Below are 7,135 nucleotides of genomic sequence, written 5' to 3' on the forward strand. Positions count from 1 at the left end.
TAATGTGAGCAAGTCTCTGCAAGCCATTCGTGGCATGAACGACATCCTGCCCGAACAGACCCCCCTGTGGCGTCATTTCGAAGGCACCGTTTCGCGCCTGCTGGATAACTACGGTTACAAGCAGATCCGCATGCCGATCGTCGAGTTCACCGAGCTGTTCAAGCGCTCCATCGGTGAAGTGACCGACATCGTCGAAAAAGAGATGTACACCTTCGACGACCGTAACGGCGACTCCCTGACCCTGCGTCCCGAAGGCACGGCAGCGTGTGTGCGTGCGGTGCTCGAGCACGGCATCACCGGCGGTGGCCAGGTGCAGAAGCTCTGGTACATCGGTCCGATGTTCCGCCACGAGCGTCCGCAGAAAGGCCGTTACCGCCAGTTCCACCAGATCGGTGTCGAGGTTTTCAACCTCGACGGTCCGGACATCGACGCCGAACTGATCGTGCTGACCTGGCGCCTGTGGGGCGAGCTGGGTATCCGCGATGCGGTCAAGCTCGAACTCAACAGCCTGGGCACCAGCGAGTCCCGTGGACGCTATCGTGAAGCGCTGGTCGAGTTCCTGTCCGGTCACCTGGACAAGCTGGACGAAGACAGCCAGCGCCGCTTGAAAACCAACCCGCTGCGGGTCCTGGACACCAAGAATGCCGATACACAGGCGATTCTGGTCGATGCGCCGAAAATGGCCGACTACCTCGACGAAGAATCTCGCGTGCACTTCGAGGGCCTCAAGGCTCGCCTGGACGCCGCCGGCATCCCCTATGTGATCAACCCGAAGCTGGTTCGCGGGCTGGACTACTACAGCAAGACCGTTTTCGAATGGGTCACCGACAAACTTGGCGCCCAGGGCACCGTGTGTGCCGGTGGTCGTTACGACGGCCTGGTCGAGCAGATGGGCGGCAAGCCTACTGCCGGCGTGGGTTTCGCCATGGGTATCGAACGCCTGGTATTGCTGCTGGAAACCCTGGAGCAGATCCCGGAAGAAATCTCCCGTCAGGTCGACGTCTACCTCTGTGCCTTCGGTGAAGCCGCCGAGCTGGCAGGCCTGGCCTTGGCCGAGCGCGTGCGCGACCAGTTGCCCAACCTGCGCCTGCAAGTCAATGCCGGCGCTGGCAGCTTCAAGAGCCAGTTCAAGAAGGCCGACAAGAGCGGTGCGCTGTTCGCACTGATCCTCGGCGACGACGAGATGGCCCAGCAAGTGGTAGGTTTCAAACCCCTGCGTGGCCAGGGCGAACAACAAAGCATTGCCTGGGATGCGCTTGCTGCACACCTGGCCACCTGCGTCGTGCAGGGTTGAAGCTGTCATAACAGCCGAATTAGCGATTAAGGAGTATTGGGGTGTCGAGTACCGAAGACGAACAGCTGGCGGATTTTAAGGAATGGTGGTCACGCAACGGCAAGCCCCTGGTTACTGGCGGCCTGTTGGCGCTGGTCATCGTGTTCGGTTGGCAGGCGTTCCAGAAGTATCAGAGCAACCAGTCGCAAGGTGCCTCGATGCTCTATCAGCAATTGCTCGAAACCACGCTGACGCCTGACGGCAAGCCAGATGCGGCGCGAGTCTCGGACCTGGCCGGCAAGCTCAACAGCGAGTTCGGCGGCAGCGCCTATGCACAATACGGCAGCCTGTTCGTGGCGAAAGTCGCGGTCGACAGTGGCAAGCTCGATGACGCAGCCAGCGAGCTCAAGGCCATCGTCGCCAAGCCGGCCAACCCGGCACTGGGCGAAATCGCCCGTCAGCGCCTGGCGCAGGTACTGGCCGCGCAGGACAAGGTCGATGAAGCCCTGAAGCTGCTGGAAGGCGATGCCGACAAGGCCTTCCTGGCCACTCGCGAAGAACTCAAGGGCGACCTGCTGGTGCAGTTGGGTCGTACCGACGAAGCGCACGCGGCGTATCAAAAAGCCAAGGCGGCACTGTCGGATGAAGCGGCGGTCGGTGGCCTGCAAATCAAGCTGGACGACCTGGCCAAAGGGGATGCGTGACGTGATTCGTTGGAAGCATGCAGCATTGCTGGCCCTGGCCATTTTGGCCGCGGGTTGCAGCAGCAACAGCAAGAAAGAATTGCCACCGGCCGAATTGACCGACTTCAAGGAAGAAGTGGTCCTGCAGAAGCAGTGGAGTCGTTCGATCGGTGACGGTCAGGGCGAAACCTACAATATGCTGGTTCCGGCCATCGATGGCGATACCATCTATGCCGCCGATGTCACCGGTGTGGTGATGGCGCTGGATCGCAGCAACGGCGACGTCAAATGGAAGAAAGATCTCGAACTGCCTGTTTCCGGCGCCGTTGGCGTGGGTTACGGCCTGCTGACGGTGGGTACGATCAAGGGTGAAATCGTTGCCCTGGACGCCATCAGCGGCGAAGAGAAATGGCGCGCGCGCGTGTCCAGTGAAGTCCTCGCACCGCCGGCCAACAATGGCGATGTGGTCGTGGTCCAGACCCAGGACGATCGCTTGATCGGTCTGGATGCCGCCACTGGCAACCAGCGCTGGTTGTATGACAGCACGCCTGCGGTACTGACCCTGCGCGGTACCAGCGCACCGATCGTGACCAACCGCCTCGCGGTGGCTGGCTTCTCGACTGGTAAAGTGGTCGCTCTCGACATTTCCAACGGCGTGCCGGTGTGGGAACAGCGTGTAGCGATCCCGCAAGGTCGTTCGGAACTGGAGCGTGTTGTCGACATCGATGGCGGCTTGCTGTTGTCCGGTGAGACGATTTATGTCGCCAGCTACCAGGGTCGCGTTGCGGCACTGGACCTGCAAAGCGGTCGGCAACTCTGGCAGCGTGATGCTTCCAGCTATGCCGGTGTCGCCCAGGGTTTCGGCAGCGTCTACGTGAGCCTGTCCTCGGGCACCGTTGAAGGCGTCGACGAGCGTTCCACCACAGCCTTGTGGAGCAACGATTCGCTGGCTCGCCGCCAACTGTCGGCTCCAGAAGTGTTCTCCAGTTATGTTGCAGTCGGTGACCTGGAAGGTTACCTGCACCTGTTGAGTCAGGTGGACGGTCGATTCGTCGGCCGCGAGCGCATCGACAGCGACGGCCTGCGTGCCCGTCCGCTGGTGGTGGGTGACACGATTTATGTATATGGCAACAGCGGCAAACTGGAAGCCCTGACCATTAAGTAACGACTATGCTTGGGGTTAATCCCCCGGGCTGCTTCACTTGTGGATATGAATGTGGGAGCGAGCCTGCTCGCGATGGACGTCAACGATAACGTTTGCATCCTGAATAAACGCGGTGCTCCGGCGTTTTTCGTCGGAACGCCGCCCGGAGCAGGCTCGCTCCCACAAACAAGCGCACAGTGTTGCCCCGAGCACCAGCCGCTGCCCTCGCAGCGGCTTTTGTATTTTCTGAAATAAACGAAGTGGAGAGCCGCATGGTTCCCGTAATCGCCCTGGTGGGCCGACCGAACGTCGGCAAGTCCACCTTGTTCAACCGCCTGACCAGGACTCGCGACGCTATCGTCGGCGACTTGTCCGGTCTGACCCGTGATCGCCAGTACGGTGAGGCCAAGTGGCAAGGGCGTTCCTACATTCTGGTCGACACCGGCGGTATCTCCGGTGACGAGCATGGTATGGACGAAAAAATGGCCGAGCAGTCGCTGCTGGCCATTGAAGAAGCGGATGTCGTTCTATTCCTGGTAGATGCCAAGGCCGGTTTCACCGCCGCCGACCAGATGATCGCCGAGCATTTGCGCAAGCGTAACAAGCGTTCCCACGTGGTCGCCAACAAGGTCGACAACATCGACCCGGAAATGGCCCGCGCTGAATTCGCTCCACTGGGTATGGGCCACGCGATCCCGATCGCCGGTGCTCACGGTCGTGGCATCACCCAGTTGCTGGAAATCGCCTTGGGCGACTTCCCGAAAGACGAAGACGAGCCGGAAGAAGGCGAGGAAGAGGACGTTGCCGAAGGCGAGGAAGCCAAGCGCATTCCTGGCCCGAGCGAAAAAGACGGGATCAAGATCGCGATCATCGGTCGCCCGAACGTTGGCAAGTCGACCCTGGTCAACCGCATGCTCGGTGAAGACCGGGTGATCGTGTATGACCAACCCGGCACCACCCGCGACAGTATCTACATCCCGTTCGAGCGTAACGACGAGAAGTACACGCTGATCGACACCGCCGGTGTGCGCAAGCGCGGCAAGATCCACGAAGAAGTCGAAAAGTTCTCCGTGGTCAAAACCCTGCAGGCGATCAAAGACGCCAACGTGGTGATCTTCGTGATGGACGCCCGCGAAGGCGTGGTGGACCACGACCTCAACCTGCTGGGCTTCGCCATCGAGTCGGGTCGTGCGCTGGTCATCGCGATCAACAAGTGGGACGGCATGACGCCGAGCGAGCGCGACTTCGTGAAGGTCGAGCTGCAGCGTCGTCTGTTCTTCGTCGACTACGCCGACATCCACTTCATCTCGGCGCTGCACGGCACCGGCGTGGGCAACCTCTATGCCTCGGTGCAGAACTCGTTCAAGTCCGCGGTCACCCGCTGGCCGACCAACCGTCTGACCCAGATCCTGGAAGACGCGGTTGGCGAGCACGCACCGCCAATGGTCAACAACCGCCGGATCAAGCTGCGTTACGCCCACTTGGGTGGTGCGAACCCGCCGATCATCGTGATCCACGGTAACCAGATCGAGAAGGTGCCGAAGTCCTACGTTCGCTACCTGGAAAACACTTACCGCCGTGTCTTGAAGCTGGTCGGTACGCCGATCCGCATCGAGTTCAAGGGCGGCGAGAACCCGTATGAAGGCAACAAGAACTCGCTGACCGACCGCCAGGTCAACAAGAAGCGTCGCTTGATGTCGCACCACAAGAAAGCCGACAAGAAGCGCCGCGACAAGCGCTGATCTAAGGCTTGCCTCACTCATGTGGGAGCGAGCCTGCTCGCGAATGCAATCTGTCAGTCAACGTTTATCGCGACTGACACACCGCCTTCGCGAGCAGGCTCGCTCCCACAGGGTAGGACAAGAAGAAGGGCGCTTTTGGCGCCCTTTTGTTATGGGCGCCGTTTGGGCTATCCTCGGGCTCTCCCGCGCCGCCGTTAGAGCCGGGTGTAGAGCAGGGAATCCTCGATGATCACCAGTAAGCTGCCGAATGTCGGCATCACCATCTTCACGCAGATGTCTCAGCTCGCGGCGCAAACCGGGGCGCTCAACCTGTCCCAGGGCTTTCCCGATTTCGCTGCTCCGCAGGCCCTGTGCGATGCGGTCGGCCGGCATATTGCCAATGGCCACAACCAATACTCGCCAATGACCGGGCTGCCGGTACTGCGTCAGCAGATCGCGGCGAAAATCGCCCGCAGCTATGGCGTCAGCGTCGATGTGGACAACGAAGTGACCGTGACGCCCGGCGCGACCGAGGCGATTTTCTGCGCCATCCAGGCCGTTATCCACAGCGGTGACGAAGTCATCGTGTTCGACCCGGCTTATGACAGTTACGAGCCTTCGGTTGAGCTGGCCGGTGGCCGTTGCGTTCATGTGCAACTGGGGTTGGATGACTTCAGCATCGATTTCCAGAAGCTCGCCCAGGCACTGAGTCCGCGTACGCGGATGATCATCCTCAACACTCCGCACAATCCCAGCGGCGCACTGATCAACCGTGCGGAGCTGGACCAACTGGCGGCGTTAATCCGCGATCGTGACATCTATGTGATCAGCGATGAGGTCTACGAACACCTGGTCTACGACGGTGTGCCCCACGTCAGTGTGCTGGCCCATGAAGAGTTGTATCAGCGCGCCTTCGTGGTCAGCTCCTTCGGCAAGACCTATCACGTCACCGGCTGGAAAACCGGCTATGTGGTCGCGCCACCGGCCCTGACGACAGAGCTGCGCAAGGTGCATCAATATGTCAATTTTTGCGGCGTAACACCCTTGCAATACGCCTTGGCTGATTACATGGCCGAGCATCCGGAACATGTCGAAGAACTGCCGGGCTTCTATCAGGCCAAGCGTGACCTGTTTTGCGACCTGCTGGCGCCTTCGCGCTTCAGCTTCACCCGGGTAAGCGGTACGTATTTCCAGCTGGTCGACTACTCGCAGATCCGCCCGGATCTCAACGACGTCGAGATGGCCCTGTGGATGACCCGTGAACACGGCGTTGCGAGCATCCCGATCTCGGTGTTCTACCAGACGCCGCCTGAAGGCCAGCGCCTGATACGCCTGTGCTTTGCCAAACGTGAGGAGACCCTGCGTGAAGCAGCGGAAAAATTATGCGTGATCTGAGTGCGTTGCCGAACCTGACCGTTGCGCTGATCCAGACCACCCTGGCCTGGCACGATCGCCAGGCCAACCTGGAGCATTTCGAGCACTTGCTGGAACAGGCTCGCGGCGCGGACCTGATCATTCTGCCGGAGATGTTCACCACCGGTTTCTCGATGGAGTCCGAGACCCTCGCTGAAGCGGAAAACGGACCGACCAGTAAATGGTTGCGGGCTCAGGCGGCAAAATTCGATGCGGTGATCACCGGTAGCGTGATCGTGCAGGCCGCTGATGGCAGCCATCGTAACCGCCTGTTGTGGGCGCGGCCGGACGGCGAAGTGTGGCACTACGACAAACGTCACCTGTTCCGCATGGCCGGCGAGCACAAGCACTTCACCCCGGGCGAACGCCAGGTGCAGTTCGAACTCAAGGGTTGGCGAGTGCGGCCGCTGATTTGCTACGACCTGCGCTTCCCGGTGTGGAGTCGCGATGCGCAGGACACGGACCTGCTGCTGTACACCGCCAACTGGCCGGGTGCACGGCGCCAGCACTGGAACCGCTTGCTGCCGGCGCGGGCCATCGAGAACCTGTGCTACGTGGCAGCGGTTAACCGCATCGGCACCGATGGCAAAGGCTTTGCCTATACCGGGGACAGCCAGGTGCTGGATTTCCAGGGCGAGACGTTGCTCAGCGCGGGGGAGGCGGACGGGGTGTTTAAAGTGGTGCTGGATGCGGCGGAACTGGCAGCGTATCGCACGCGTTTTCCGGCGAACCTGGATGCCGATACCTTCGAGTTCACCTGAGACTTGCACTGCCTGAGCTGGCCCCTTCGCGAGCAGGCTCGCTCCCACATTGGAATGCGTTCTCCTGTGGGAGATTCTATGGTTGAGGGGAAGCCCTCAACTGGTTTTCGGTTGGTATTCACTCTGCCCCTTCAGCAGGG

Annotated in this window: 6 protein-coding genes; all 6 read left to right on the top strand. The window is 60.6% G+C overall.

The genetic code is table 11. The features are described from left to right. The first annotated feature begins 4 nt into the window (after positions 1-4). The 6 genes from hisS to AC1Q8Q_RS29970 all read left to right on the top strand — a co-directional run bounded on the left by hisS (position 5) and on the right by AC1Q8Q_RS29970 (position 6,995). A complete protein-coding gene (hisS, locus tag AC1Q8Q_RS29945; RefSeq protein WP_020795608.1) occupies positions 5-1,294 on the top strand; it encodes a histidine--tRNA ligase in 1,290 nt (429 codons plus the stop codon). A gap of 41 nt (positions 1,295-1,335) precedes the next feature. After that, a complete protein-coding gene (locus tag AC1Q8Q_RS29950) occupies positions 1,336-1,977 on the top strand; it encodes a tetratricopeptide repeat protein (protein WP_020795609.1) in 642 nt (213 codons plus the stop codon). After that, the gene (bamB, locus tag AC1Q8Q_RS29955) at positions 1,970-3,121 is read left to right on the top strand and encodes an outer membrane protein assembly factor BamB (protein ID WP_492615873.1); all 1,152 of its coding nucleotides are present in this window, start codon (positions 1,970-1,972) and stop codon (positions 3,119-3,121) included. Before AC1Q8Q_RS29950 ends, bamB begins: the two co-directional genes overlap by 8 nt. Before the next feature lie 251 nt (positions 3,122-3,372). After that, positions 3,373-4,842, top strand: a complete 1,470-nt coding sequence (gene der / locus AC1Q8Q_RS29960; RefSeq protein ID WP_110747055.1) for a ribosome biogenesis GTPase Der — start codon at positions 3,373-3,375, stop codon at positions 4,840-4,842. Between the two features lie 225 nt (positions 4,843-5,067). Further along, positions 5,068-6,216, top strand: a complete 1,149-nt coding sequence (locus AC1Q8Q_RS29965) for a pyridoxal phosphate-dependent aminotransferase (RefSeq protein ID WP_489327474.1) — start codon at positions 5,068-5,070, stop codon at positions 6,214-6,216. Next, complete coding sequence (locus AC1Q8Q_RS29970) at positions 6,204-6,995, top strand: amidohydrolase (protein ID WP_432669046.1); 792 nt, start codon at positions 6,204-6,206, stop codon at positions 6,993-6,995. Before AC1Q8Q_RS29965 ends, AC1Q8Q_RS29970 begins: the two co-directional genes overlap by 13 nt. Positions 6,996-7,135: the final 140 nt, after the last annotated feature.

It is taken from the genome of Pseudomonas sp. GW823-FHT06B06 (assembly GCF_058795195.1).

What these genes read in the sequence shown, in the direction of transcription:
- bamB (WP_492615873.1), top strand. Translation starts at nt 1,970, where the DNA reads ATGCGTGACGTGATTCGTTGGAAGCATGCAGCATTGCTGGCCCTGGCC.
- der (WP_110747055.1), top strand. Translation starts at nt 3,373, where the DNA reads ATGGTTCCCGTAATCGCCCTGGTGGGCCGACCGAACGTCGGCAAGTCC.
- AC1Q8Q_RS29965 (WP_489327474.1), top strand. Translation starts at nt 5,068, where the DNA reads ATGATCACCAGTAAGCTGCCGAATGTCGGCATCACCATCTTCACGCAG.
- AC1Q8Q_RS29970 (WP_432669046.1), top strand. Translation starts at nt 6,204, where the DNA reads ATGCGTGATCTGAGTGCGTTGCCGAACCTGACCGTTGCGCTGATCCAG.